Raw genomic sequence first — 24,583 nt, 5'->3', positions numbered from 1 at the left:
AACACATCATGGCCCTTTAGAAAACTCAATTCCCAACAGCCCCTATAAAAACAGGTCAGGGCAGGACCATAACATCATTCCATAATGGCCCCGGGCAACTGGTTTACAGTCGGAATGGAAACTCTTCGCTGGCTGGCCCCGGGATGCGCCGGATCCAGAATTTCCGTGCTTCTTTACTGTCGTACACATCATTGAGGAACCTGCGCAGAGACCGCGGCAGATTCTTTTCATCAAACGTCCTTTTCTGTTCGAACCCGGGTGCGGGGCCTCGCTTCAGGAACATATGATAGACTGCATCGATAAAACACGTCTTTCCTTTTTCTTTGTAAAATTCGACTGCATACGGAACAAGGTCGTCAATACTGGAAAGATGCCCCGGATCAAGTTCAAGCACGAGAGCACTGACGGACATATGCCGCACCGGCGGCTTTGCGCCCACGGTTTCGTCATGTGGAACTGGCAGGGTAAAAAGCGTCCTTCCGGATCGCGCGCATTGCAGCACGGGCGCGTCATTCAGGCCATATGCCGTACGTATCCCTGAAATGACCGCCTGCCCGTAAGGCTTGCCGTCCGCAACGGTGGAACTGACGACCGGATCACAGACCACCCTGACATAGCTGATCGGTATGCCCCCCGCGAAAAGGGCAAGCGCAACCGGTTTGTCAGGGGTCTCGAAACATACGGTCAACGTCATGACATCACCATCTATGGACATGTCTCTGACTGCGGCGACTGCGGCATATTTGAATGGATTGACGGTCATCATGCGGTCTCCAGCACCCATCTGGCGATTTCCCCGTAACACTGGTCCCAGCTGGCCTCCCGCCCCCGACGCAGCGTATCAGCCAGGGTCGTCCGCGATAACCGTCCGATCAGCGCGCACCGATGCGCGATATACATTGCTTCGGAAAACTCATCGAGGCTGTTCGGATCGAAAAAGATACTTCTGTCCGGCGCCACTTCGGGCATGCTCGATGCATTCGAACACACCGTAAATTTGTTCAGCGTTGCGGCCTCGAGAATTGGCAGACCAAAACCTTCGAAAAACGAGGGATAGATACAGAAGGCGCAATTGGCGAGAAGGATCGCCCGCTGCTCGGGGGGAACGAAGCCGGTGAACACGACCTGCTCGGTCGGAATGCCATTCTCCACAAGAAGGCGTAACAGGCGTCCCTTTTCATCCAGCCAGCCGTCGCGGCCAATGAAAATGAACTTGTAATCCCGCCCGAACTGCGGATTTTCCAACAGGAATTCCAGGACAATCGCAGCATTTTTACGGGGTTCGAGCGTACCCAGCACAACGACATAGGGTTCCACCGTAATGCCCCGCCGCGCACCGTCCAGCGCAAGGGAGAGATCACACGGATCGAAAGACGTGCCAAGACGGATCACCGATGTCTTGTCGCGGGGACATTGGAAATACAGTTCCACGTCGCCGCGCGTCGCTTCTGAAACGCAGAAATAATGATCGGACGATTCAATATCGTGTCTGATCCGGTTGGCGAAATGATCAATATTATCCTGATTGTGGTATGACGGGGTCAGCAGCGGACTCAGGTCATGTACGACCAGTGCTTCCTTTCGGAAATACCGCCGTACGGGCTTTACATGCGGGAACACCGCCACGTATTCCCGCGCCTGCAGGAAGTCCAGGCTTCGGCCATTTATTGCCGCATCATGAAACAGGCCGCCGCTGTGCGCCCCGCTCTGGTCCCCGAGAAGCTTTTCGATCAGGGACCGCGGAAGCGGCAGTATTTCATAACAGAATGTCCAGTCGATCCTGTCGTCCGCGATCGCCTTTTCTGCAATCGCCCCTATGACATTCGAAATTCCGGTCCAGTTGTTTTCCAGCAAGGGAGCAACATCAAAAACCGCTTTTACTTTACTCATGATTCGGCCCCGTCAGGATAACAGCTGGTCAAGACGTTCGGACAGCCTGCGGGTGCCAAAGGCAGTCTGTACGGTTTCGAAAGCGGCGGTAGCCATCTTTTCATACCCGTCCCCGGAAATGGCGACAGAGCGGACAAGCGCGTCATACACGTCTTCAGTCCCCGCCGTGTACAGCGTGACGCCAAACATCTGGTACCGCTCCGCAAAGCCGATGGGCGCCGGTATCGTCCGGTGCGCCATGATGACCGCATTGTCTTCCTGAATATAGTCGTTCATGGCCGTATGGCGCACGCTGACCGGCACGGACCGGCGCGCCATCGCTTCGATAAGGGGAAGGTTCTGCCCTTCCGCAATCGCCGGACAGACATAGAAATGCGAGACATCGAATAATGTATTGATCTGTTCCCGCGTCAATGTCTCCCGGGTCAGCCAGATATTCCGGCTGCTGATCGATGGGACCAGACTGTCAGGTGACGACATCTGCCCCTGCAGGACACTGGCGTTCGGGCCGTTGTGGAGCTTCTGGTTATCCGCCACCTTCAGGAAAAGATAGGCGTTCGGGTATTCCCGCGAGAAAGCATCAAAGCCGCGGATCAGGCTGTCGATATTCTTGCGGTAATCATACGCGTTGAAAAGGGCGACATAAATGATCGGCTTGGTACTGCTATCGGCATGACTGAACAGGATCTTCTGCAGCGATGCGGCGTGCCGCTGCGCATCATGGCTCATGATATCCTGAATTCTTGGCATGATGCCGAGCGGAACCCAGGACACATTCCGAAGCGACGCCGCAGCCGTGCTGATCGCACGCTTCGTCTGTGGTTTGGGCCGCCAGCCCACATTGCGATCAATCACCGCCGGCGACGGCATGTAGGTCACGATATTCCGCACGGACCGCTTCACGCTTTCCACGCCATATTGCGACGGCACCCATAATTCGTCAGCCAGAGCCAGCATGGATGCCTGATCACTGAACGCATTATAGGACAGGTTCTCCTCCGGCAGGCGAAGCCGCTCGAACTCCCAGGCAAAACAGATGATATTATATGCGCCTTTCAGAAGGTTTATCTTTTCAGGCGGATAGAAACCGATATGAATGATTTTTTTCGCTGTCGAAATATTTCGGATATCGGCGATGCCTGCCACTTCATTCAGGATCTGGTAATCGATGCCCAGATCATCCAGGGCCCTGGCAAAGCCCTTCAGTGCAAAAGCGTATGAATAATCAGACCGGCCGATACGATGGCTCATATCCGTCCGGTCGCTTTCTTCGAATATCTTGCAGACAGAAGAGATATAGACCGCGCAATCCAGTTCATCGCGATCCGGGAAGACCCCACGCGAAGCAAGTGCTGTCACAAGTGCCCTGAGATGATCAACCTCGACCTGAACAGGGGCTGCATCCCCCTGCCACCCTTCCAGCGCAGCGGAATATAACGCGAAAGCCGCCCCGATATTCCCGCAAAGCTTCTGCAGGTGACCGCGCTGGAGGCTGATTTCGCCAGACCCCGGTTCCAGCTCCTGCGCCTTGAGATAGGCTTCATCCGCCAGGTCATAAAAGCCGCATTCCTTCAGGGCATGTCCATATTGCAGCCACGCCGATGCGGATCGGGGAAAGTATTCGGCCTGCCTGCGTCGGAAACGCAGAACAAGGGGCCAGTCACCGGCGTCAATCGCTTTGCAAATTCTGGTTCTGGTATTCTTTGCGTTCAATCTGGAAATAACTTTTTGAACGAGCTGCATTGCGTAACGCCTGCCTGAAATGACGCGGTTATCGGAAATATACTCAGGTGTTTCTACCCTACGACATTAATCGCGCCAACCCATGTACCACCCTCTCATTCAGACAGGGAGATGTGTTTTATCACTCACGTCCGGAAGATCAGGAAAAAAAATCGTCCGGATTGATTTTTGTAGCAGGTCGTCAGGTAGGCAAGGAATAATATCTCATGTAAATGAGATGGACCTTTTGGTAACGTGGTCCGGACACGGGTGTTTATGCCTTACGTGATGTAAGGGTGCATCAGCAAGTGAGGCGTAATTGAATCAGCTCTCTTCCCTGCGTATTGGCATAGATGGCTTCAATCTTTCCCTGCCACGTGGTACAGGCGTTGCAACCTATGCGCGCAACCTGACCTATGCGCTCAAACTCCTGAACCACGACGTAGATGCTCTCTACGGCATGGACATAACGGAGAAAATGGCGCCTACGTTACGGGAAGTCATGTTCTTTGACCGGCTGGGCGGAAATATCCAGCCACGTTCCTCATCCCCGTTACGCCCCAAATGGTGGAAGAATACCATTCAGGACGCGGCCGGGCGCACAGCCATCGAGGTTCCCATGACCGGGCATGTCGATCGCCGTCTCTTTGTCGAAAACCTGCCTCAGGCCGATCGAATTCTGAATGTCTGGAATCTGTTCCATCGGGCACAGGCATATTACCGTCTGACCGGACAGTTTCTTCGGGTAAATATACCTGATCCCCCCGCGATCATGCACTGGACATATCCCTTTCCCATTTCGGTTAACAAATCAATAAATATATATACCATCCATGATCTGGTTCCACTGCGGCTTCCGACAACAACAGCGGACAACAAAAAATATTACTATAACCTGATACGCGATATTTGCCGGAAACAGGGGCCAATCTGCACCGTATCGGAAGCATCACGACAGGAAATCAATAAATTCTTTCCTGATTCAAAAGAAAATACATACGTTGCATACCCTTCCGTTTCCGACCCCAAAAAAAATTACACGGGATCAGAATACGAAAAAAATGAACTGCACAACATGTTTGGCATTTCCGCCGGTGAATATTTCATATTCATTGGCGCGCTGGAACCTAAAAAGAACATTTACCGGCTTGTTGAAAGCTTTCTGTCATACAATACGTCACGGAAGCTTCTGATCGTTGGGGCGGCTGGCTGGAAGAACAGGCCGATTGTCCGGATCATAAAGAAAGGCGTGGATGCCGGCAGGGTCGTGTATTCCGACTATCTGCCGCGCCCTGTCCTGCGTTTCCTGCTGAAAAATGCCCGTGCCCTTCTGTTTCCATCCATTGCGGAAGGGTTCGGCCTGCCGGTTCTTGAAGCCTTTCAGGCCGGAATACCGGTCATGTGCTCAGCAGAAGGCGGCCTTAAGGAAGTCTGCGGCAATGCAGCACTGATTGTCGATGCCTTTGATACAGAATCAATCATACGCGGCATATCCAGAATGGATAATGATGATTCCCTGTGCAATTCACTCACAAAAAATGGTACGGAACAGGCAGGTCAGTTTTCCATCAATAAATTTTCAGATGGAATATCTGAAATGTACAGAGAAGCATTACGAAAGAACGCCCAGAAATAGTAATATACTGGATATTTTATTTATATATAATAATTACACAATGAAAAACACACATCATATAGAACAGGTATCGGAATTCTCAAGAAATACACACTGGCTGATGACAGGTGCACGTATCGTACGCAGTTACGATGTCATGCAACCAGGCGTGACCAGGCAATACGGGACCAATCCGGCACTCCTGCACAGTCCGTTTCTACCATGCTTCATGACACCAGTATGCCAGCCTGTGCCGGACCTGTCCGATCTGCCCCGGCTGCCCGCGTGGGCCTGCAGGCATCGGCATGATCGCCCATCCCCTGATGCCATGAAATATGGCATACTGCGCCACGACCCAGAGGAGGGAACAGAGTTATGGAACCGTGGACGTCATTCACGCTGTTTGGAAAATCCGGCACGATCTACCAGTTTCGGCGCGTACCGTCGCCCCTTCCGCCACAGGCATGCGTCTTCCTGCTGACAACCGTGCTGGGATCAACGGTCAAGGGTGGGTCATGGCAGTTCGTGGAACCGGAAATCGGCACGGTCTCCTCGCTGTCCGCCGACTGGGACAGCGTGATCACTCCCGCCCGCGCAGCCAAGACCGAAAGTGATGATGTCCTGGTCTGCTTTCCAGAAAGCGGCGATGCAAAGGATGCGTTTGCCGATCTGGTCGAAGGCGGTGCGACCCCGCTGCCGCGCTAGATTCGACACGCCACGCCCAGATGTGAATGGACGGGACTTTTCATACGATCAACACTGCTCCACCCCGCCGGATGGAGATCCCGCCATGTCCCGTTACCGCCGCCCTGCCCTGCTGACCCTGATGACCGGCCTGATACTGGCCCATGGCGTGGCCCATGCCCGGCCGGACAGGCCGGTGCTGCTGCGCCATGCCACCGTCATTGACGGTACCGGCAGCGCACCGCAGGCAGATACGGATATCCTGATCCGCGACGGGCATATTGCCGCAACCGGGCACCACCTGCCGTCTCCCGCCCATGCACGCGCCATTGACCTGTCCGGGCAGACGGTCCTGCCAGGACTGATTTCCGACCACAGCCATGTGGGCCAGGTCAGCGGTACGCAGAACGGGGAAGTCAATTACACCCGCGCCAACATTCTGGCAGCCCTGTCGCAATACGAACATTACGGCGTGCTGACCGTGACGGCGCTGGGGCTGAACCGCTCCCCCCTGTTTGATGACATGCGGCGCGAACAGCATGCCGGCCAGAACCCCGGCGCCGACCTGTTTGGCGTGGATCAGGGAATTGGCGCGCCCGATGGTGTTCCGCCACAGAACATGTTCCACCTTGGCGCGGATCAGGTTTTCCGCCCCACCACGCCGGATGAAGCGCGTGCCGCGGTCAACAAAATGGCGGATGAAGGCACGGACCTGATCAAGCTGTGGGTCGATGACTTCCGCAATGGCGTGCCCGGCGCGCATGGCCTGCCCAAAATGCGGCCGGACATCTACCGCGCCGCCATTACGCAGGCCCACCTGCGCGGCAAGCGCGTGGCCGCCCATATCCATGACCTGTCCGATGCCCGCGCACTGGTGGCGGCGGGGGTGGATATCCTTGCCCATGGCGTGCGTGACAAACCGGTTGACGCCATCCTGATCCACGCCATGACACAGCAGGGCACGGGTTACATCGCAACGCTGGATCTGGACGAAGCCAACTACATCTTTGCCGAACACCCTGAATGGCTGGATGATCCATTCCTGTCATTTGGACTGTCACCCGCATTACGCCAGCAGTTTGCAGATCCGGCATGGCGGGAAAAAGTGCTGGCAGCCCCCCTGACCGCCGCATCACGCAAGGCGCTGGCAATGAACATGCGCAACCTGCTGACCCTGTACCGCGCGGGCATCGCCATCGGCTTTGGCACGGATTCGGGGGCAACGCCGACCCGCATACCCGGCTTTGCGGAACATCGGGAATTCCGGCTGTCGATCATGGCGGGACTGACCCCGCTGCAGGCCATCACGCTGGCGACGGGGGATGCAGCCCATCTCATGCAGCTGACGGACCGGGGCACGATCGCGCCGGGACAGCTGGCGGACCTGCTGGTGGTATCGGGCAACCCGGCACAGGACCCGGCGGCGCTGGATCATATCCAGCAGGTCTGGCATCGTGGCAGGCAGGTGCCCGGCCCCCTGGCGGGCCAGGCCATGACCACACCCCGGTCCAGGTGATACAAGGGCGATATGATCAGGAAAAATACACGTACCCGCCTGTACAGGCTGCTTCCCCTGATCGGGATGGCAGCAGGCCTTGCCGCCTGTGCCGGGCCAACAGGTCCGCAACTGTCGGGACCAGATGGCCCCATGATCGCCAACAACGACTGGAACGAACATAATTACGGCATGGGATTCTATTCCGGCCCCTATGATGATGGCTTCGAGGCCGAAGGACTGGATGGTGGCCCACCTGATTATCTGGGGGACGAGTTCATGGGCGTGCCCTGAACCCTTGTTATGGGGCGTGTTCCGAAATGCTTCGGATAACGCCGCCTTTTTGAAAAACGACGGCGCCCAGGATATTTTCTTATTTTATTATCAATGGGTTAATTTATTACCCCGGCTCGCACATCATATATCATGCATGCCCATACGCCAGAACCGGCTGACAGAAACCCGGCCAGCTAGCACCGGGTGGAGAAACGGTCCCACGGCGTAATGCGGGTGACGGGCAGTTCAACAGGGCGCGCAAAGACCTCGGCGGACAGGAAGGCCAGTTCCGCATCCACCTGCTCTTCAGGCAGCGAGATGGACCACGCACGCGGGTTGCCATCGGTTCCATCATTCCAGCGATAGCCACGCTGGCGCAGCATATCCTTGTATTCATAAGGCGCGTTCTCGGCCCATATCCGGCAGCGGATCTGCCGGGCGTTTTCCAGCAGCACCCCAAGCGCCCGCCGACCCGATACCGGCAGGTCCCGATCCAGAATGGCAATACCCGCCTGACAGTCATCCACCGCGCGATGACCGTCGAACCAGAACCCTGCCTGCATGCCCAGATAGGACAGCTTGCGTCCTTCGTACCCCTCCGCCGCCCAATCCACGTCACGCATGGAACACGCCCATGGCTTGGTGGTGAAGGCGGGGGTGAAGCGTTCTGCAAACTTACGGTCAAAATTTGCATTATGAGCGATAATCAAAGATGCCGGGGCGACAAAATGTTCCACTTCCTCCGGGGTGACGGACTGCCCCGCCACCATGGCCGGGGTAATGCCGGTCAGTTCGGTAATCTGGGGCGGAATGGGGCAGGACGGTTCGCGCAGGCGGCTGAAGGGTTCCAGCGACCCCAGTATCCGGCCATCCAGCGTATAGACGAAGGGCACGATCCCGAATTCGATAATCTCGTCCCTGGCGGCACTCAGCCCGGTTGTTTCCAGATCAAGAAACATGCCCAGCCGCGTGCCCGCCTCCTGCGGGTAGTCGCTCAGCGTCCTGGGCGTCAGCGGACGCAGGACGCGGTAACGGCCCGTCCCCTCCAGTGTCCGGGCCATGTGTTCCATCTGGTCGGGCGTGGAATCGTCTGTCATCGGGGTCTCCTGCCTGGCATGTCTGCACGGATATGCAGACAGCATACCTGTTGCGTCCAGCGGAACGGGCGTTGTCCTGCGGCGACACATGGAATATTACAAACTTTGTCAGGTCTGCCTGATCCTGATGCAACACGACATGCGCACACAGGATACGCCATGGCACAGCACGCAGCACCGGACCGCCCCGCACAGTCCGATACACCCGCGCCATCCGGGGTCACGAACACCCATCGGCTGGAAGATAACGGGCACGACACCATCGTCCGGGTGGGCCAGGTGGACCGGATCTGGTCCGATTTCTACCACCATGCCCTGACCGCACCGTGGAGCACATTCTTCTACGGCTCCCTGCTGGTCTATGTCGGCATCAACCTGCTGTTCGCCGTGCTGTATATGATGGACAGCCAGGGGATCAGCGGCACGCAGCCCCACAGTTTCGCCGATTTCTTCTTTTTCAGCGTGCAGACCCTGTCCACCGTAGGTTACGGCGGCATGATCCCCGTCAGTCACACCGCCAACCTGATCGCCACGGTGGAGGTACTGGGCGGCATGATGATCAATGCCCTGGCGACCGGGCTGATCTTCGCACGCTTTTCACGCCCGCGCGCCCGGGTCATGTTCAGCCACAAGGCGCTTATATTATGGGAAAACAGCCAGCTTCACCTTGATATCCGCATAGCCAACTGCAGGCGCAGCCCGATTCTGTCGGTGGATGTGGAATGCGCCCTGGCACGCCTGATCCGCACGCCAGCCGGCCGGGTGGTGCGGCAGTTCGATCCCCTGCCATTGCAGCAGGCCCATGTGCCGGTCCTGCGCTTTGCCTGCACGCCCACGCATGTCATTGACGACAGCAGCCCCCTGTATGGCATGACCGAAGCCGACCTGTCAGCGCAGGAGGCGGAAATCATTGTCAGCCTGACCGGCACGGACGAGGCATCCGGCCAGACGGTATTTGCTCGCTCCGCTTACGGATTTGATCGTATGCTATACAATCACCGCTTCGTGGATATCATAAACGCCGGACCGGATGGGCGGATTACCGTTGATTACACCCGTTTCGACCAGACCGAATCCCCGCAGGATGCAACAGCCGATGTGGCGGAATACCTGGCTGATCAGCCTGACTGACCTGTCCCCCCTGCGCACCGGCCTGTCCGCCATGGGCATCATGGCCTGCATGGCCGTGAACGGGCAGGCCCGTCCCGTCCTGCACACGCCCCCCGCCCCCACGGGCACGCAACCGGCAACCGAACTGCAATATGGCCTGCCCGCCGCGTGCATCGCCCACGTCATTGCCGTGCCCCTGCTGACCAATAGCGGCAGTCCCATCATTCCCGTCACGTTCAACGCGGCACAGGGACTGGCCTATGTCAGCGCGACACAGGACCGGGTCGGGGTCTACGCCGCCGAGGCGCAGGATTACCCGGTGGAATCCAGCATAGACATCCTGACCATCGCCGGGGAGGGCATCACCTACACCACGACCCTGGACCACATGCGCATAAACAATGGCACGGCGGACAAGGTGCCCGCCGTGCTGGAGGGAATAGGCCAGCCCCACATCAACGCGCAGCCCGTTCTGGGGGTGATCGGGTATGATGTGCTGAGCAACTACGACGTGCTGTTTGATTTTCCGGCCCGCCGCATGGTCCTGTTCAGGCTGCGCGAGGATGCGAATTCGGCCTGCCCGCCGCTGCGTGAATGGCTGGGGCCAGACAGCACGGCGCTGCCCCTGCTGCCCGATGCCATGGGGCGCATGACCGGGGTGGCCATGCAGGTGGGTGATCATGCCGTCGAGATGGAGATCGAACCGGGGGCGGACGTCTCCTCCCTGTCGCGCAAGGACGCGCGGATGCTGGGCCTGACCAACGCCATCCTGCATGACGACATGCATGTGCGCACGAATGCGGGCAGGATCCTGAACGGACGCCGGCATCATTTTGATGCCGTGACGCTGGGGACATGGCGGAACCTGCCCCTGGACGTAAATGTGGAAAAGACCAGCTACAGCATCCTTGGCATGAATTTCCTGCGCCGCAGGCGGGTCCTCATGGCGTTTCCACAGGACATGATCTTCATGACGCCACAGCAGGACATGCCCGATGACCGGGGGGCCGCCACCCATGGCATGCTGAGCACGCGCACCGCCATCGCCCGCATGGTCGAGGTCCCACCGCCACCTGCCGGCGGCGCGCAGGCCCCGCCGCGCAATTCACCCGCCCCCTGAAGACTGTCCAATGAAGAAGTTTCTGGTGACACCTTTCCCAAAAAGCTTCAGGACACGCCACCCTTTTGAAAAAACGTCCCCCGAAAACGTTCAGGGTTCCCCCCAATATTGATTTAAATACTCCCTTACCTCTCAGCCAGACAGTTCTCCACCCGCCGCCAGCAGCCGGTCACGATAGGGACCGGGCACACGCTCCAGCTCCGCCATGGTGCCCTGCTGGGCGATATGGCCTTTTTCCATCACCACAATGCGGTCAAAACCCCGCAGGGTGGACAGGCGGTGCGCCACGGCAATGACGGTACGACCGACCATCAGCCGTTCAAGTGCTGCATGCACATGGCGTTCGCTTTCACCATCCAGCGCGCTGGTCGCTTCATCCAGAATCAGCACCGGTGCATTGCGCAGGAAGGCACGTGCGATCGCGATACGCTGGCGCTGCCCGCCCGACAGCATCACCCCGCGTTCCCCCACCACGGTATCGAACCCGTGCGGCATGGCGGCGATGAAGCCGGTGCAGCCCGCAGCCTCCGCCGCCGCGCGGACTTCCGCCTCGGTCGCGTCAGGCCGGCCATAGCGGATGTTTTCCCCGACCGAACGGCGCAACAGGTACACATCCTGCGGCACGACCGCCATGGTGGCGCGCAGGCTGGCCTCATCCAGTTCCAGAATGTTGATACCGTCAATTTCCACCGTGCCCGCCTGCACGAAACGCTGACGCTGCAACAGGGCAAGGACCGTGCTTTTCCCCGACCCCGACACCCCCACAAGCCCGACACGGCCGCCTGTGGGAATATCCAGGTCAAAATGCGACAGGACCGGCGGACTGCCGGGATAGGCAAAGGTGACATCACGCAGCCGCACATGCCCCCGGCAGGCTGCGGCGGACAGGGTTATCGTCTCCGGCATGCCACTGCGTTCGTGCGGCGCCAGCAGGTGATCCAGCGTTTCGGACAGGCGCGTGACATGCTTCATCGCCTCGACCATGGAAAATGCAAGGTCGCGCGTGCAGTTCAGGATCAGGAAACCCAGTGTCGTCACCATGACCACATCACCCGTCGTCGCCCGGTGCATGCGCCACAGCAGCACCGCCCAGACCAGCAGCCCCGTGGTCATGATGGCGGTAACGATGGAATGGATCAGACGCAATTGTTCCATATATCGCAGCGAAAGGGTGTGCATGCCCGTTTCGACATGAATGCGCTGGCGCATGCGGGCATGTTCGGACCCGATCATGCCATACGCACGCACCAGTGGCAGGTTCTGCATGACATCCAGCATTTCGCCATCCACCTCCGCCGCTTCGGCGGCATAGGACAGGTGTAGCGACTGCCCCCGCCCCGCCAGCCGGTAAATACCCAGCCCCAGCAGCATGGTCATGCCCACCAGCACCAGCGCCATCCACGGGCTGACGGTGCCAAGGGTGACGATGGCCAGCACAAGGTTCAGCACCGAGGGCAGCAGGCTCCACGCCGCCATGTTTTCCAGCGCCACCACGGCATTCGCCGCAGCCGACACCCTGGCCGCCAGCGCACCGGACAGCCGGTCCGCGAAATAGGTGGCGGCATGGCCCGTCAGGTACCGGAACAGGTCATGGCGCACATCGCCACCAACGCGCACGAACACGCCCGACGCCATCCACCCCGCGACACGCCATGCCGTATTGTCACAGATGATGGTCAGGCAGAACAGGATGATGGACACCCAGACCGCCTCCATCCCCTGCCCGCCCTGCGTCATGCCGTTGACCAGATGGCGGATGATGCCCGACATGCCCACGTTGCACGCGACCGCCACCGCGATCGCGCCAACAATGATCGCGTGCCAGCGCGCATGCAGGCGCACATAGTGGAAAATGAAAGCAAGCGGATGGCGCTGATAGTGCTGCAGGCGGGCCACCTGCACCGTATCGGGCACGTGGCCTGGCGGTGCGCGGTGCGGCGGGCGGGGATCAATGACAGTCATGAATGTGGCGCTACCCTCCATGCGCGGCGACCGGGAAAATCCGTACTTCCGCCGCATTCGGCCCGGTATCATGGTTACATGACATACGCACCCCTATCCCGTCTGGCGGGACGCATCACGATCATGTCCCTGCTGGTCCTGTGGCTGGCCATCATGGCGCATGACCCCATTTCCCTGCCCTTCTTCTGAAACCCGCCGGGGCGGCGGCGGTTCATATCCAAACACCGACCGGCCGCCATATTCGTATGAACGGTTGTATTCCTCGGCCATGATGGCGGAAAAGGTGGGGCCGGTCGCATCGCGTTCCAGCCGCCGCGCCGCCGCATCCAGCCTGCGGATGGCGTCCAGCCGTTCCTCGCGCCCCAGCTTCGCGGTCGTGACCGCCGCTTTCATGACCGACAGGGTGCGGTCATATACCGCCACCGGCACGGGATAGGGGTGACGGTCCTTGCCGCCATGGGCCAGCGAAAACCGCGCGGGATCGGAAAAGCGGCACGGCGCGCCATGCACGACCTCCGCCACCAGCGCCAGCGCGCGCACGGTCCGCGCCCCCACTCCGGGCACGCGCAGCAGGTCCGCGAAATCACGTGGCCCCGCCTCGGTCGCGGCCGCCAGCGCACCATGCAGGCGGCGCATGTTCACATCCTGCGGCTGGACATCATGGTGACCGGGCATGGACAGGTGCGGCAGTTCCCCCTGCGCGGGCACGGGCGGGGGCGGACGGCCCTCGATGCGCATGACTTCGCGCGTCAGCCTGTCCGGTCCCATGCCATGCAGCAGGTCCATCTGCCCGCGACGCGAGGCATCGGCCCGCCGGTCGGTCAGGTTCATGATCGCGCCCGGCGTGGCGCGTCCATCAATGGCCGCATGCGGCGCTTCGACAAAATCCGACAGCCCTTCAGACAGCCAGTGATAGCGCCGCGCCATGCGCCGCCCCGTATGCATGCCCTGTTGGACCACGCACCACCGCCCATCCGCCGCCACCACGAACCCATGCAGGTACAGGTCGAACCCGTCCTGCACGGCGGCGCTGTCCACCTTGGCCACCATGCGGCTGGTCGCCATCAGCGGCGTTGCATCAAGACCCGTCGCCTGTCCCACCACCAGCAGTTCATCGGGCGTGCGGCGCGAATGACGCCCCCGGCCACCACAGACATACAGGCCCAGTTCATCCTGCAACGGGGCCAGCCCGCGCTTGAGCGCGCCAATCACGCTGGTGGTCATGCCCGATGAATGCCAGTCCATGCCCATGACCGCACCAAAGGACTGGAACCAGAAGGGATGCGCAAGGCGGCGGAGGAATTCGTCACGCCCGTAATGATGGATGATCGCCTGCGCGATCACGGCGCCCAGACGCGCCATGCGCTGGCCCAGCCATGCGGGCACGCGGCCCGTATGCAGCGGCAGATCGGCGGAGCCCGCGCGTCTGGTCATGGCGTTCCCCTGTGGCCTGCCCCCTGCGGGCAGTCAGTGCAGTCAGTCGTGGCCGCGCTGCCGGGCGGCTTCCATGAAGGCGGCAAGCCCGGCGTCCAGCGCGCGGCGCAGGGCATCCAGCGTTTCAGCGCCCACATAATGCTCCATGCCCTCGGCATCGATGCGGGCGTTGACCTCGCTGACCCCCAGCGCACGCAGGAAGCATTCAACCGTATGGTGCCGCGCGCGACTCCGGGCCGCCATGTCATGCCCGGCGCCGGTCAGGAAAATACCGCGATACGGGCGGCGCGTCACCAGCCCGTCCGCCTCCAGCCGCACCAGCATCTTGGCCACCGTAGGCTGCGACACACCCAGACGGGCCGCGATATCCACCTGCCGCGCTTCCTGCCCGTCATTCAGCAGGTCGTCGATCAGTTCGACATAATCCTCGATCAGGGCGGTCTTGCGCGCCAGCCGCGCCTGACGGAAGCCTGCGGACTGCATGTCGGCATCCAGCATGGGTTGCGGGCGCAGGTTACGCCGTGGCCCGCCGCCGCCGTGACCCGCTGGCGTCATGGATTGAACACGATCGTCTTGTGCCCGTTGGGAATGACCCGGCATTCGGTAAAATACCGCACGGCGCGGGCCAGGACGCGACGTTCGATATCGCGCCCCTTGCGGATCAGGTCATCGGGACTGTCGGCATGGGTAATGCGCTCGACATCCTGTTCGATGATCGGGCCTTCGTCCAGGTCGGGCGTGACGAAATGGGCCGTGGCCCCGATCAGCTTCACCCCGCGCGCGAAGGCCTGATGGTAAGGCCGCGCGCCCTTGAACCCCGGCAGGAAGGAATGGTGGATGTTGATGCAGCGTCCGGCCAGCCATTCGCTCATCCGGTCGGACAGGATCTGCATGTAACGCGCCAGCACCACCAGTTCCGCATCCGTTTCGCGCACGATCTCCGCAATGCGGGCTTCCTGCTCCGCCCGTGTCGCGGCGGTCACCGGCAGGTAGTGGAACGGAATTCCGTCCAGGTCGATATGCGCGTATGTCTGCCGCGGATGGTTGGCGATGATGGCCACCGGATCAATGGCCAGTTCCCCGATCCGCCAGCGGTACAGCAGGTCCACAAGGCAGTGGTCGAAACGCGACACCATGATGATGGTGCGGGTCGGGCGCGGGCTTTCGCGCAGTGACCATTGCATGTCGAACCGCGCCGCCACCCCGGCCAGCGCGTCATCAAGCCCCGCCCGTGTCACGCCATCGGCCGCCACGCTGAACACGACGCGCATGAAGAAGATCCGGCTTTCACGTTCATCAAACTGCTGCGCGCCCGCAATGTCGCCACCCAGTTCGAACAGGGTGCGGCTGATCGCGGCGACAATGCCCGGACGGTTCGGGCAGGACAGCGTCATGACATAGGAACGGCGGTCACTACTGGTCTTGCGGTCGGGCATTCTTTCCCCATTGCCAGCCATGGCAGGCTAGCGCGTGCGTGTGCGGCCCGTATCGGGCACGGTGTTATAGAACCAGCATGTGCCCTCGGCCCTGCGTACCCCGGCCTGCGTGGTGGGCACAGGCCGGACCACGTCGCCGCCCGGCTTCCAGCCTTCGGGCGTCATGACGGCGTTGCCGTCGCTACGGCGCAGGGCCTCGACAAGGCGGAGCAGTTCCTCCACCGAGCGGCCAACGGACATGGGATACCACATCACGGCGCGGATGACGCCGTCGGGATCGATGACATAGCACGCGCGCACGGTGGCGCTGTTGCGCGCCGTCTGGTCCAGCATGCCATAGGCGCGGCAGACGACCATGGAGGGGTCTTCCACGAGGGGAAAAGGAATTTCCACCCCGAAGCGTTCCTGTATCGTCTCCAGCCATGCCAGATGCGCATACAGGCTGTCGACCGACAGCCCCAGCAGGGCGCAGTCCAGCGCATCGAAACGGTCCTGCGCCTGCGCCAGCGCCATGAATTCGCTGGTGCAGACCGGCGTGAAATCCGCCGGGTGCGAGAAAAACAGAAGCCAGCGCCCGCGGAAATCCGACAGGCGCATCTCCCCCTTCGTGGTCCGGGCCTGAAAGTCCGGCGCCACGTCACCAATACGCAACGGGCGCGCTTCGGTCACGCCACCGGTTGCGGGAATGCTGCCCTCGTTATTCATACCCTGCCCTTTTGCATCTGCCGCGCCTTGACGCAAGCCATGCCATAACATACATTTATTATGTAATTCATAAAGTGTGGAAGACATGCCATGACCGATGCCGCCATCGTGGCCGCCACCAGCCAGATCAACACCTGTCGCGCCACGGGTCATGTCCCTGTCGTCAGGACATTTTTTGACGAACCGACCTTCACCGCCACCCATGTCGTGCATGATCCCGCCACCATGACGTGCGCGATTGTGGACAGCGTCATGGATTACGATCCCGCATCCGGCCGCATCGACCATGCCATGGCGCAGGAAATCGTGGATTACGTGACGGCGGAAAAGCTGAAGGTGGAATGGCTGCTGGAAACCCACGTCCATGCCGACCACCTGTCCGCCGCCCCGTGGCTGCAGGAACGCGTGGGCGGGAAGCTGGGAATCGGGGAAGCCATCATCCGCGTGCAGGACATCTTTGGCAAAATGTTCAACGCGGGCACCCGTTTCGCGCGCGACGGATCGCAGTTTGACTGCCTGTTCGGCGACGGGGCGCGGTTCACGCTCGGCTCCCTGCCCGTCATTGCGCTGCATGTGCCCGGCCATACGCCTGCGGATATGGCGTATGTAATCGGGGATGCCGCCTTTATCGGCGATACCCTGTTCATGCCCGATTACGGGACCGCGCGGGCTGATTTTCCCGGCGGGGACGCGCGCATGCTGTACCAGTCCATCCGCCGGCTTCTGTCCCTGCCTGATGAAACGCGGGGCTTCCTGTGCCATGACTACAAGGCGCCGGGACGCGATGAATACGCATGGGAAACCACGATCGGCGCGGAACGGCGCGACAATATCCACGTTCATGATGGCGTGGATGAGGACACGTTCGTCAGGATGCGCACCGCGCGCGACGCGACGCTGTCGCTGCCGAACCTGATCATGCCTTCGGTGCAGGTCAACATGCGTGCCGGCCACCTGCCCGAACCGGAAGACAATGGTGTAAGCTACATCAAAATTCCGGTCAGCAGTTCCTGATACCCCGGGTACCATCACATTCTTCCGGTTTTACCTTACTGAGTTACGGAGACCCTTCATGACAGATACCGACCCAGCCACACCGAACCTGTCCAGCCCGGCGCACGGGCTGACCTATGATGTCGTCGTGGTTGGCGGCGGAGCGGCCGGCCTGTCCACGGCCGCCAGCATCCTCAAGCGCCGGGGCGGCATCACGGTCGCGATCATCGAACCGTCGGGATCGCATTTCTATCAGCCGGGCTGGACGCTGGTGGGCGGTGGCGTATTCAAGCAGTCCCAGACGCGCCGTTCGGAAAAGCGGCTGATCCCGTCGGGCGCCGACTGGGTGCAGGCAGCCGCAACGGGATTCGAGCCCGAGTCGAACCTGGTTCACCTGTCGAACGGGTCCTCCATCCGGTACGAAGTGCTGGTCGTCGCCACCGGCCTGACGCTGGACTGGGACGGGATCGAGGGGCTGAGCGAGACGCTGGGCCGCAACGGCGTGACCTCCAACTACCGTTATGACCTTGCCCCTTACACATGGCAGATGGTGCAGACGCTGGGCCGGGGCAATGCCGTGTTCACCCAGCCGCCCATGCCCATCAAATGCGCGGGCGCGCCGCAGAAGGCGATGTACCTGGCCTGTGACGCATGGCGCAGGCGGGGGCTGGCCGACAATATCAACGTGTCCTTCCACACCGCCACGCCGGGGCTGTTCGGGGTCAAGGAATTCGTGCCTGCGCTGATGGAATACATCAAGCGCTACCACATCGACCTGTGCCTGAAATCCAACCTGACGAAGGTGGATGGCAGGAACCGGGTCGCCACGTTCACCAACGTGGCCGAGGACGGCACCAAGACCACGACCGAGACGGAATTCGACATGCTTCATGTCGTCCCGCCCCAGCGCGCGCCGGACGTGATCCGCAACAGCCCGCTGGCGGGTGAAGGGGGCTGGGTTTCGGTTGACCCGGCGACGCTGCGGCACACGAAATATGAAAATGTCTTCGCGCTGGGTGACGTGGCCGGTACCTCCAACGCCAAGACCGCCGCCGCCGTGCGCGTGCAGGCCCCGGTGGTCGCGGTCAACGTTCTGGCCACGCTGGACCACAAGCCCGCGGTGGCCGATTACGACGGCTACGGCGCCTGCCCGCTGACGGTGGAACGCGGCAAGATCGTGCTGGCGGAATTCGGGTATGGCGGCAAGCTGGAGCCGACCCTGCCGACATGGCTGCTGGATGGCCGCAAGCCGACGCATCTGGCATGGATGCTGAAGGAATGGGTCATGCCGGCGCTGTACTGGGATGGCATGCTCAGGGGGCGTGAACTCATGGTCGCCCCGCACAGGATCGGCACGCCGCGCTGATCCGTCCGGCCGGATGACATGGAACATGGCCGCGTGGGGTGGACCTTCACGCGGCCATGCGTATGAATACGGCCATGGATACCAAGCCGCCTTCCCCGCACCATGTGGGGTCTTCGCGTCCGCTGCGCCTGGCCGATGACGTGGTCAGCCATGCCGTCTATGGCGGCCCGGGCAAATGTTACCGATATGAACTGACGCGCACATGGGACGCGGACCGCCCGGCCGTCATGTGGCTTATGATGAACCCGTCCGTCGCAACCGAAGACGGTGACGACCGCACGGTGGCCAAATGCCAGCGTTACGCCCGTGCATGGGGGTACGGCACGCTGCTGGTGGGCAATACGTTCGCCTATCGCTGCACGGACCAGAAACGCCTGACGGAAGTGCCCGACCCGATCGGCCCCGATAATGATCGCCACCTGCTGGCCATGGCACGCAGGGCCGACCTGGTGATCGCGGCATATGGCTCGCCCCAGATCAGGAGCCTGCTGCCGCGCGGGCCGGAGGTGGTGCGGATGCTCCAGCAGCACGGCATTACGGTCAGCGCCATGCGCCTCAGCCGCCGTTCGGGCCGGCCTGAACATCCGCTCTACCTGCCATCCGACCTTCGCCCCGCGCCCCTGCCTGCCTACGGGCCTGCCTGACCGGGAAATATCCAGAAGTTTCTGGTGACGCTTTTTTCAAAAAGCTTTTCAGCCAAACAACGCCAGCTGTCGAGGCGCGGCCAGCACATCCCCTGCCCGCAGCCCCGATACGGTCACGCCCAGCAGCCGGATACCACGTGGCGGCGGAAAGCATGACGCCAGCAAGCCCAGCGCCCTGTCGGCCAGGTCGGTCGCGTCACGCACGGGCTCCAGCGCCGTGCGCCCGCGCACGATCTGGCGGAAATCGTTGTATTTCACCTTTATGGTCACGGTAATGCCCGTCAGGCTGCGGGCCGCGCAGCGGTTCCATACGCGGGTGGACAGATCCATGATGACATCCTGTGCCGCGGTCCAGTCATGGATATCGACCTCGAATGTCCTTTCGGCGCCAATCGACCGGCGCGGGCGGTTGACCTCGACGGGACGTTCATCAATCCCGCGCGCGATGCCGTAATAAAAATCCGCCGCCTTGCCAAAATGCCGCAACAGCCGGGACAGGGGCTGCTGCCGCAGGTCCAGTCCGGTACGAATGCCCAGCGCATGCATCCGCGCGGCCGTGGCCGGACCAATGCCGTGGAACCGCTCCACCGGCAGGGTGGCGACGAAATCAGCCCCCATGCGTGGCGTTATGACAAACTGTCCGTCCGGCTTGCGGTAATCCGACGCCAGCTTGGCCAGGAATTTGTTGTAGGAAATGCCCGCTGATGCGGTCAGGCCCGTTTCCGCGCGGATCCGGGCACGGATGTCCTGGGCGATTGCCGTGGCGGATGGATAGGGCTGCAGGGGATGCGTGACATCCAGATAGGCTTCATCCAGCGAAAGCGGCTGGATCAGCGGAGTAAAACGCGAAAAGACGTCGTGAATCTGCGCGGAGACCGCGCGATAGACATCAAAACGCGGCGGCACGAACACCAGATCGGGACATTTGCGCAGCGCGGTCACGGACGGCATGGCCGAACGGACACCGAAACGACGGGCTTCGTAACTGGCGGCAGCAACCACGCCCCGGCGGCCCACGTCCCCTACCGCAAGCGGCCTGCCCCGCAGGGCCGGGTCGTCGCGCTGTTCAACCGAGGCAAAGAACGCATCCATATCCACATGGATGATGCGACGGTGCGCCGGTGACTGCGTCACGGCACACCACGTGCCGGATAACCCGGCATGCCGCGCGCGGCCACGTCCCGTCGGGACATGGCCGGCACGTCATGATGGCTGATCAGCCGTTGCACTTCTTCTTCTTGAGGAAGTACGCGATGACGCCGGCAATCGCACCAAGAACCAGGATGCCCTTGAGGCAGGGGGACTTGGAAGGGCACTTGGTTGTACATTCAGACATGGTTCATTCCTTGATAGACACATCCGTTCCAGACGGGAACGGGATCATTTCATACTAACGCATGGCGGAAACATGACCATACCGCATTTTACATGGATGCACCCGGTCAGCCCTGACATGCGAAGACAGGGCAGCGGCATTGCGTTGCCACATCTTTTGTTACATCCGGCACCGCGCGATGATGCAATGACCAAAGACCGGAGGATGACCCATGAAGAAACTTGCCCTACTGCCCGCAGCCGCCCTGATGATGGGAACCGCGCTGGGCGTCGCCCACGCCACTCCGTCCAGCAGCCGCGCCGTCAACCGCGACTTCGCCAAGCTGTCGGCTGATGGCAGTCGCGCGTTTGACGACATCGCCATGGCCCGCACGGCACTGGCCAATAACGACCCCGCGGGCGCTGCGAAACTGCTGACCGATGCCAATAACGCCCTGACCCGCGCCAAGAGCGACAACAAGGTCTTCATGAAGGCCGAAGCCCAGCTGACCCCGCCCAAGAAGGCCCCGGCCGGCGCGCCTGCCCCCTCCGCCTCGGCATCCACCCAGCCTGTGGCATGGCTGCCGGTTGATGGCGAATACATCGTGACCGAAGACCTGGAACCGACCTCCACCAAGGGCGCGGCCGTGGCGTCCGCCAATACCAGCCTGAACAAGGGCAAGCCCGCGCAGGCGGCGCAGAACCTGCAGGTGGCTGCAGTTGATGTTGACTTCGTGCTGGCCATCGCGCCGCTCGATACCAGCGCGGGCGACGTGTATCGCGCGTCCAACCTGCTGGCGGGCAAGGACACGAAGGGCGCCGACAGCGCACTGCAGGAAGCACAGAACAGCATCCGCTTCGTCTCCGAAGACATGGTGGACAGCCCCGCGGCACAGGGTAGCGGCAAGAAGTCCGCAACCCACTGATACGCGGTTCTTTCCGGTCGTTTTCATGCCGTGCATGCTGACGCACCCCGCCGCTTCCCGGTCAGGGAAGCGGCAGGATCCGCCTGACTGGCTGCCTGCCGCCTGCCGCGCGGTGATGGCCATGGGTGCCATCTGCGTCGCCCTGTCGGCCCGGCCCGCATGGGCAGGGGGCGAAATCGAGCTGTGCCTGGACCAGCACATGGCGAATGACAGCTTCGTGCAGAATACGCCCACGCATGGATCGATCCATGTGCCCGCGGGCACGGCGCTGAATTACGCCGGACATGCCTTCGGTCCCGCCGCCGACCCTCTGGATCGTGCACATGCCGCCCCGGACGGGGATGGGTGGCGCGACATTTCCCCGACGGAAGAAGCACGCCGACGCCAGCTTCAGATGGAAGATATCGGGGGTGATGGCGATTACCACCGTCCGCAGGCCGCCCTTATGACCTCAACGGCCGTCACCCTGTCACAGGCCCATCCCTGCGCGCGGACCGGTGCCGTGGCGCTTCTGTCCGATGACTGGACATGGACGATGGATACAATTCCCGCCCGCCCCGACATGTATTTTCAGGTCTATGGCACGGTCACCAATGACCAGCTTGATCCCACCTTCAACAATGATGCCGATCCGTTCCAGCGGATAGCGGCCCGTGGCGGCCTGAACGCCATCGTGACCCAGACGATCGACCAGTCCCTGCCCCTTCGGTCCGGGGATTAGGCATAACGCAAATTAAATAATGCATGCCTTCATACTTCGGGCATTGCCAGCCGTTTCATGACGTATTGCCATATGCGCGACCTGCTCCGTTGCATTCAGTTACCGGAAGGTTACGTGACCGAACAGGATGGCGTCGCATAACATGCATGCTAAAGATTGTTTTAAACAGTCCTGACAACATGCCGGACCGGCCTGGCAGGCAGTGGGAAATTATGGAGAACGGGATGGCCCTTTACCAGTCCGCACAGTTTGTTGATACGTGGACCGATCCTGAATTCGACAAGATCCATCCCCCCCGTACCGTTGCGCCACATTCCGGCATTTACCGCTGTGTCGGCTGCGGGGTGGAAGTTGCCGTAAGCGAGGGGCACCTTCTTCCCCCCGCCCATGCCCATCCACACCGGCTTGGCACCCGGGAAGCCTGGCAGATGGTGGTCTATGCCGACCACCGCCCCAAGCCGACCTGACCTATGCCGGGAGGCTGCGTGTCACCACCAGCCACCGCCCCATGGGCCGCCCCAGCCGCCACCCCAGCCCCACATGCCCCAGTTCCATGACGCATCCTGGTACATATCGGCAGTCATCTGCTGCTGATCCGCCAGGTTCTGCGCCTGCACATAGGACATATAGCGCCCATAGGCGGCCTGGTTTCCGACATACAGGCAGTTGCAGACCTTCGGATCGGAATAGACATACAGCATATGGTCCCCGAACGATTTCTGAAGAAACCGGTTGGGGGGCAGTTTCTGAAGCATGACCTGACGTTCGGGCGTATTGGCCGGACGGGCCACAAATCCGGCGGCGGCAAGGCTGTTTTCCTTATCCACGATCTGATCATGCACGCTTTCGCATGCCGTAAGGCTGGCTGATGCCGCAAGCAGCAGGGCGCCACCAGTATAGAGATGCCTCAGCGTTGTCCTGTATCCCATCGACGTTCTGCCTGTTTCCATCCTGTTAATCCCCGCATCCTGTCCCATGCGTGAAACGGAATAAAGATGTGACAGAAAAAACATATGCATTATTCCGACCGACTTTGATTTATCTCATGTCCGGGGCGGAAGACCAGTGCAATAACAGCAGGGCGATGGGGGCATCGCATATCGAATCATCACTTTAAAACTCTGGCGGGCCTTCCTTTTGTGGAAAGCCCGCCACTTTTTTGTTACTCTATTTTACCTGTATTCCGTGGTTTTTTTAAGGCAGGACGGACGTCCGCCACACAGCCGCAGGTCAGAAAACCGCCGCATGCATCGTGGATTGCTGCGGTTGGGGCATGGCTGCCTGCCCCCCCTCATCGCGCAGGACGTAACCCTGCCCCCACACGGTGGAAATCAGCTGTCCCGCGCCAGCCGCCTGCAACTTCTTGCGCAATTTGCAGATGAACACGTCAATGATCTTCATTTCCGGTTCATCCATGCCGCCATACAGGTGGTTCAGGAAGGCATCTTTCGTCAGGACCATGCCCTTGCGCAGCAGCAGAAGTTCCAGAATCATGTATTCCTTGCCGGTCAGGTGAACATTCTGGCCATGAACGGTCACTTCCCGGCTGTCCAGACTCAGTTCAAGCTCCCCCGCGCGCAGGGTTGGCTCGCTATATCCCTTTGACCGGCGAATGACCGCCTGCATCCGCGCTGTCAGTTCCATGGATTCATACGGACGGGTCACATAATCATCCGCACCGATGGAAAACGCCTTGACCTTGGCCGTGGCCGCCCGTTCTTCCGACAGGACCATGACGGGGGTTGGCACCCGTGCCGCCCGACTGACGCGGATGACCTCATACCCGTCCACATCAGGCAGCCGCATATCCATGACGGCAAGGTCATAATTGTAGGCTTTCAGCATTCCCAGCGCATCATGTCCGGTATTGACATGATCGACTGTAAATCCAGCCTTTTCCATATGCCAGGTGGTCTCTTGGGCTTTCCGGGCAACCGGTTCAACAAGCAAAATCCGCATATCGACCATCCAGTAGATATTTTTACATTACATCTACCTATAGGTGCATTGCAATTTGCGGACAATCTAACAGCCTGTCGGGTTGGGGTACCCTGTGAAGGGGTAAGGCTGTAG

General features: G+C 60.6%; 24 protein-coding genes. 12 read left to right on the top strand and 12 right to left on the bottom strand.

Translation table 11 applies throughout. The annotated features are described in order from the left end of the window. Positions 1-103: 103 nt before the first annotated feature. From B7449_RS06790 to B7449_RS06780, 3 genes are read right to left on the bottom strand one after another with little or no spacing between them, the layout of a single operon-like run. Positions 104-766, bottom strand: coding sequence for a hypothetical protein (locus tag B7449_RS06790; protein WP_039736313.1), 663 nt, complete (start codon positions 764-766; stop codon positions 104-106). Continuing rightward, complete coding sequence (locus tag B7449_RS06785) at positions 763-1,890, bottom strand: glycosyltransferase family 4 protein (RefSeq protein ID WP_082084789.1); 1,128 nt, start codon at positions 1,888-1,890, stop codon at positions 763-765. Before B7449_RS06785 ends, B7449_RS06790 begins: the two co-directional genes overlap by 4 nt. 12 nt (positions 1,891-1,902) lie before the next feature. Continuing rightward, positions 1,903-3,603, bottom strand: coding sequence for a glycosyltransferase family protein (locus tag B7449_RS06780; protein WP_039736314.1), 1,701 nt, complete (start codon positions 3,601-3,603; stop codon positions 1,903-1,905). A 328-nt stretch (positions 3,604-3,931) separates the two neighbouring features. Between B7449_RS06780 and B7449_RS06775 the strand changes: the two genes are divergently transcribed. The 4 genes from B7449_RS06775 to B7449_RS06760 all read left to right on the top strand — a co-directional run bounded on the left by B7449_RS06775 (position 3,932) and on the right by B7449_RS06760 (position 7,700). Then, the gene (locus B7449_RS06775; RefSeq protein ID WP_039736315.1) at positions 3,932-5,248 is read left to right on the top strand and encodes a glycosyltransferase family 4 protein; all 1,317 of its coding nucleotides are present in this window, start codon (positions 3,932-3,934) and stop codon (positions 5,246-5,248) included. A 354-nt stretch (positions 5,249-5,602) separates the two neighbouring features. Next, on the top strand, positions 5,603-5,932 hold the full coding sequence (locus B7449_RS06770; RefSeq protein WP_039736317.1) for a hypothetical protein: 330 nt from the start codon (positions 5,603-5,605) through the stop codon (positions 5,930-5,932). Positions 5,933-6,017: 85 nt separating this feature from the next. Further along, entirely contained in the window at positions 6,018-7,427 is a 1,410-nt protein-coding gene (locus tag B7449_RS06765) for an amidohydrolase family protein (protein WP_039736318.1), read from the top strand. Between the two features lie 12 nt (positions 7,428-7,439). Continuing rightward, positions 7,440-7,700, top strand: a complete 261-nt coding sequence (locus B7449_RS06760; RefSeq protein WP_039736321.1) for a hypothetical protein — start codon at positions 7,440-7,442, stop codon at positions 7,698-7,700. A 176-nt stretch (positions 7,701-7,876) separates the two neighbouring features. Here the strand turns inward: B7449_RS06760 and B7449_RS06755 are convergent, their stop codons facing one another. Then, positions 7,877-8,779 (bottom strand): 3'-5' exonuclease, encoded by a 903-nt coding sequence (locus B7449_RS06755; protein WP_039736322.1) that lies wholly within the window; start codon positions 8,777-8,779, stop codon positions 7,877-7,879. A 159-nt stretch (positions 8,780-8,938) separates the two neighbouring features. Here B7449_RS06755 and B7449_RS06750 point away from each other — a divergent pair, with 159 nt between their 5' ends. Then, positions 8,939-9,910 carry an ion channel gene (locus tag B7449_RS06750; RefSeq protein ID WP_039736323.1) on the top strand — a complete coding sequence of 324 codons (972 nt, stop codon included), beginning with the start codon at positions 8,939-8,941 and terminating at the stop codon, positions 9,908-9,910. Then, positions 9,876-11,009, top strand: a complete 1,134-nt coding sequence (locus B7449_RS06745; protein ID WP_039736324.1) for a retropepsin-like aspartic protease — start codon at positions 9,876-9,878, stop codon at positions 11,007-11,009. The genes B7449_RS06750 and B7449_RS06745 overlap by 35 nt, the downstream gene beginning before the upstream one ends. A 132-nt stretch (positions 11,010-11,141) precedes the next feature. On the opposite strand, the gene B7449_RS06740 is transcribed toward B7449_RS06745, so the two are convergent. The 5 genes from B7449_RS06740 to B7449_RS06720 all read right to left on the bottom strand — a co-directional run bounded on the left by B7449_RS06740 (position 11,142) and on the right by B7449_RS06720 (position 16,546). Continuing rightward, positions 11,142-12,971, bottom strand: a complete 1,830-nt coding sequence (locus tag B7449_RS06740) for an ABC transporter ATP-binding protein (protein WP_082084790.1) — start codon at positions 12,969-12,971, stop codon at positions 11,142-11,144. A 93-nt stretch (positions 12,972-13,064) separates the two neighbouring features. After that, a complete protein-coding gene (locus B7449_RS06735; RefSeq protein WP_039736325.1) occupies positions 13,065-14,405 on the bottom strand; it encodes a DUF763 domain-containing protein in 1,341 nt (446 codons plus the stop codon). A gap of 42 nt (positions 14,406-14,447) precedes the next feature. Then, positions 14,448-14,903 (bottom strand): manganese-binding transcriptional regulator MntR, encoded by a 456-nt coding sequence (gene mntR / locus B7449_RS06730; protein ID WP_082084788.1) that lies wholly within the window; start codon positions 14,901-14,903, stop codon positions 14,448-14,450. A gap of 53 nt (positions 14,904-14,956) precedes the next feature. Then, entirely contained in the window at positions 14,957-15,862 is a 906-nt protein-coding gene (gene purU / locus B7449_RS06725) for a formyltetrahydrofolate deformylase (protein WP_039736327.1), read from the bottom strand. A gap of 6 nt (positions 15,863-15,868) precedes the next feature. After that, a complete protein-coding gene (locus tag B7449_RS06720; protein WP_039736328.1) occupies positions 15,869-16,546 on the bottom strand; it encodes a peroxiredoxin in 678 nt (225 codons plus the stop codon). A gap of 90 nt (positions 16,547-16,636) precedes the next feature. Between B7449_RS06720 and B7449_RS06715 the strand changes: the two genes are divergently transcribed. The 3 genes from B7449_RS06715 to B7449_RS06705 all read left to right on the top strand — a co-directional run bounded on the left by B7449_RS06715 (position 16,637) and on the right by B7449_RS06705 (position 19,549). Beyond that, complete coding sequence (locus tag B7449_RS06715; RefSeq protein ID WP_039736329.1) at positions 16,637-17,560, top strand: MBL fold metallo-hydrolase; 924 nt, start codon at positions 16,637-16,639, stop codon at positions 17,558-17,560. 58 nt (positions 17,561-17,618) lie between these two features. Continuing rightward, positions 17,619-18,905 (top strand): NAD(P)/FAD-dependent oxidoreductase, encoded by a 1,287-nt coding sequence (locus B7449_RS06710; RefSeq protein ID WP_039736330.1) that lies wholly within the window; start codon positions 17,619-17,621, stop codon positions 18,903-18,905. Between the two features lie 74 nt (positions 18,906-18,979). Continuing rightward, entirely contained in the window at positions 18,980-19,549 is a 570-nt protein-coding gene (locus B7449_RS06705) for a DUF1643 domain-containing protein (protein ID WP_242407834.1), read from the top strand. Between the two features lie 48 nt (positions 19,550-19,597). Here the strand turns inward: B7449_RS06705 and dinB are convergent, their stop codons facing one another. Further along, a complete protein-coding gene (gene dinB / locus B7449_RS06700) occupies positions 19,598-20,683 on the bottom strand; it encodes a DNA polymerase IV (protein WP_039736332.1) in 1,086 nt (361 codons plus the stop codon). A 413-nt stretch (positions 20,684-21,096) separates the two neighbouring features. Between dinB and B7449_RS06695 the strand changes: the two genes are divergently transcribed. From B7449_RS06695 to B7449_RS06685, 3 genes are all read left to right on the top strand, one after another. Continuing rightward, entirely contained in the window at positions 21,097-21,789 is a 693-nt protein-coding gene (locus B7449_RS06695; protein ID WP_039736334.1) for a YfdX family protein, read from the top strand. 115 nt (positions 21,790-21,904) lie between these two features. After that, positions 21,905-22,510: a hypothetical protein gene (locus tag B7449_RS06690; protein ID WP_039736390.1), complete on the top strand. Its 606-nt coding sequence runs from the start codon at positions 21,905-21,907 to the stop codon at positions 22,508-22,510. A 224-nt stretch (positions 22,511-22,734) separates the two neighbouring features. Further along, positions 22,735-22,977 carry a hypothetical protein gene (locus B7449_RS06685; RefSeq protein ID WP_010515130.1) on the top strand — a complete coding sequence of 81 codons (243 nt, stop codon included), beginning with the start codon at positions 22,735-22,737 and terminating at the stop codon, positions 22,975-22,977. Between the two features lie 21 nt (positions 22,978-22,998). Here the strand turns inward: B7449_RS06685 and B7449_RS06680 are convergent, their stop codons facing one another. Then, positions 22,999-23,439, bottom strand: a complete 441-nt coding sequence (locus B7449_RS06680) for a hypothetical protein (protein WP_235721329.1) — start codon at positions 23,437-23,439, stop codon at positions 22,999-23,001. 301 nt (positions 23,440-23,740) lie between these two features. Next, the gene (locus tag B7449_RS06675; RefSeq protein ID WP_048883519.1) at positions 23,741-24,469 is read right to left on the bottom strand and encodes a response regulator transcription factor; all 729 of its coding nucleotides are present in this window, start codon (positions 24,467-24,469) and stop codon (positions 23,741-23,743) included. Positions 24,470-24,583: the final 114 nt, after the last annotated feature.

Origin of the sequence: Komagataeibacter intermedius TF2 (assembly GCF_000964425.1) — a bacterium.
GTDB lineage: Bacteria > Pseudomonadota > Alphaproteobacteria > Acetobacterales > Acetobacteraceae > Komagataeibacter > Komagataeibacter intermedius.
The sequence above is the reverse complement of the archived record's forward strand: the minus strand, read 5'-3'. Positions and strand labels throughout refer to the sequence as shown.

What these genes read in the sequence shown, in the direction of transcription:
- B7449_RS06750 (WP_039736323.1), top strand. Translation starts at nt 8,939, where the DNA reads ATGGCACAGCACGCAGCACCGGACCGCCCCGCACAGTCCGATACACCC.
- B7449_RS06710 (WP_039736330.1), top strand. Translation starts at nt 17,619, where the DNA reads ATGACAGATACCGACCCAGCCACACCGAACCTGTCCAGCCCGGCGCAC.
- B7449_RS06770 (WP_039736317.1), top strand. Translation starts at nt 5,603, where the DNA reads ATGGAACCGTGGACGTCATTCACGCTGTTTGGAAAATCCGGCACGATC.
- B7449_RS06755 (WP_039736322.1), bottom strand. Translation starts at nt 8,779, where the DNA reads ATGACAGACGATTCCACGCCCGACCAGATGGAACACATGGCCCGGACA.
- B7449_RS06760 (WP_039736321.1), top strand. Translation starts at nt 7,440, where the DNA reads ATGATCAGGAAAAATACACGTACCCGCCTGTACAGGCTGCTTCCCCTG.
- B7449_RS06745 (WP_039736324.1), top strand. Translation starts at nt 9,876, where the DNA reads ATGTGGCGGAATACCTGGCTGATCAGCCTGACTGACCTGTCCCCCCTG.
- B7449_RS06785 (WP_082084789.1), bottom strand. Translation starts at nt 1,890, where the DNA reads ATGAGTAAAGTAAAAGCGGTTTTTGATGTTGCTCCCTTGCTGGAAAAC.
- B7449_RS06790 (WP_039736313.1), bottom strand. Translation starts at nt 766, where the DNA reads ATGATGACCGTCAATCCATTCAAATATGCCGCAGTCGCCGCAGTCAGA.
- B7449_RS06720 (WP_039736328.1), bottom strand. Translation starts at nt 16,546, where the DNA reads ATGAATAACGAGGGCAGCATTCCCGCAACCGGTGGCGTGACCGAAGCG.
- B7449_RS06690 (WP_039736390.1), top strand. Translation starts at nt 21,905, where the DNA reads ATGGCCATGGGTGCCATCTGCGTCGCCCTGTCGGCCCGGCCCGCATGG.
- B7449_RS06695 (WP_039736334.1), top strand. Translation starts at nt 21,097, where the DNA reads ATGAAGAAACTTGCCCTACTGCCCGCAGCCGCCCTGATGATGGGAACC.
- B7449_RS06680 (WP_235721329.1), bottom strand. Translation starts at nt 23,439, where the DNA reads ATGGGATACAGGACAACGCTGAGGCATCTCTATACTGGTGGCGCCCTG.
- B7449_RS06765 (WP_039736318.1), top strand. Translation starts at nt 6,018, where the DNA reads ATGTCCCGTTACCGCCGCCCTGCCCTGCTGACCCTGATGACCGGCCTG.
- B7449_RS06675 (WP_048883519.1), bottom strand. Translation starts at nt 24,469, where the DNA reads ATGCGGATTTTGCTTGTTGAACCGGTTGCCCGGAAAGCCCAAGAGACC.
- purU (WP_039736327.1), bottom strand. Translation starts at nt 15,862, where the DNA reads ATGGCTGGCAATGGGGAAAGAATGCCCGACCGCAAGACCAGTAGTGAC.
- B7449_RS06740 (WP_082084790.1), bottom strand. Translation starts at nt 12,971, where the DNA reads ATGACTGTCATTGATCCCCGCCCGCCGCACCGCGCACCGCCAGGCCAC.
- mntR (WP_082084788.1), bottom strand. Translation starts at nt 14,903, where the DNA reads ATGCTGGATGCCGACATGCAGTCCGCAGGCTTCCGTCAGGCGCGGCTG.
- B7449_RS06715 (WP_039736329.1), top strand. Translation starts at nt 16,637, where the DNA reads ATGACCGATGCCGCCATCGTGGCCGCCACCAGCCAGATCAACACCTGT.
- B7449_RS06705 (WP_242407834.1), top strand. Translation starts at nt 18,980, where the DNA reads ATGGATACCAAGCCGCCTTCCCCGCACCATGTGGGGTCTTCGCGTCCG.
- B7449_RS06735 (WP_039736325.1), bottom strand. Translation starts at nt 14,405, where the DNA reads ATGACCAGACGCGCGGGCTCCGCCGATCTGCCGCTGCATACGGGCCGC.
- B7449_RS06685 (WP_010515130.1), top strand. Translation starts at nt 22,735, where the DNA reads ATGGCCCTTTACCAGTCCGCACAGTTTGTTGATACGTGGACCGATCCT.